Here is a 1222-nt window from a genome sequence, read left to right on the forward strand (position 1 = left end):
TGATTGATAGGGGCGATGATCCCGGAATAGTGCTGGCACAGGAGCGTGAGCAACGACTGGGGGCGGCACAATGACAATGAGCATGACAACCAAGGGGGCCGCGAGCCCCCGATTTGTAAGTGATGTGGCCGCCGCTGCCTGTGGTCACTGGCCCGATCTGCTGGCTGCTGTAGGTATCGACACCCCGCACCGTGGCAAGCATGGCCCATGCCCTGCCTGTGGTGGCAAAGACCGCTTCCGATTGGATGACAAAGGGGGGCGCGGCACCTGGATTTGTAGCCAGTGCGGGAATGGGGATGGTCTGGATCTGGTGTGCCGGGTGCTGAGTACCACCCCAAAGGCGGCGGCTGAGTTGCTGGCCCCGCTGGTGGGCTTGTCTGCCGGTGGTCTCGACCCTGCCGAGCGGGAGCGCATCCAGCGCCAGCAACAGGCCAAGACCGAGCAGGAGCGCCAGCGAGCCGAGCAACAGCGCCAGAAGGCCGCCAGACGCGCCGCTGACATCATGGCGGACACCGGGCAGGGGGAGAGCCCCTATCTTGAGCGTAAGGGCTTTGGTTCGCACCTGAGCGCAGTGAATCGAACCCTGATCCGCGAGGGCGGCGAGAACTTCCATGCCGGGTCGCTGGTGGTCGCGCTGACCGACGAGGGGGGCGCTCTGGTGAACGTTCAACTTATCCGGGCTGATGGCAGCAAGCGTTATCTGGCTGGCGGGCAGAAGGCCGGGGCCTATCACCGTATCGAGGGCGGGGCGTTGGTGGCCGTGGTGGAGGGGTACGCAACCGGGCTATCTGTTCACCTAGCTATCGGGGCGACCGTGTATTGCGCGATGGATGCCGGGAACCTTCACGCCGTGGCCCAGATTGCCCGCCGCCAGCACCCAGAGGCGCGGATCCTGCTCTGTGGCGACAATGACGAGGGCACCCAGGGCAACCCCGGCAAGGCCAAATCCGAGCAAGCCGCCGCTGCCTGTGGGGGCATGGTGGCCCTGCCGCCCGTTGCCGGAGATTGGAACGACTACCAGCAGGCCCATGGGCTTGAAGAGACCAAGAGAACCATCATGCAAGGCGAAATCACCCAACAAGACCAAGACGCCCACCAGAGGGAAGGGGCACCCTGGCAGGCCGAAGTTGTTCCGCTTCACCCGGTTCGCGATGACGAGACATGGAAGGGGCAGGACATGCCGGAGGGGTTCGAGATCCGTGGTAAGCGGTTGTGCGCCCTG

At 64.6% G+C, this 1222-nt stretch carries 1 protein-coding gene; it reads left to right on the top strand.

Annotated elements, in window-relative coordinates:
• Positions 1-76 precede the first annotated feature (76 nt).
• On the top strand, positions 77-1222 hold a 1146-nt coding region (locus PG883_RS23505), incomplete at its 3' end, for a primase-helicase zinc-binding domain-containing protein (protein ID WP_270808463.1).

The sequence above is a fragment of the Aeromonas sp. QDB25 genome (assembly GCF_027707725.1).
GTDB lineage: Bacteria > Pseudomonadota > Gammaproteobacteria > Enterobacterales > Aeromonadaceae > Aeromonas > Aeromonas caviae.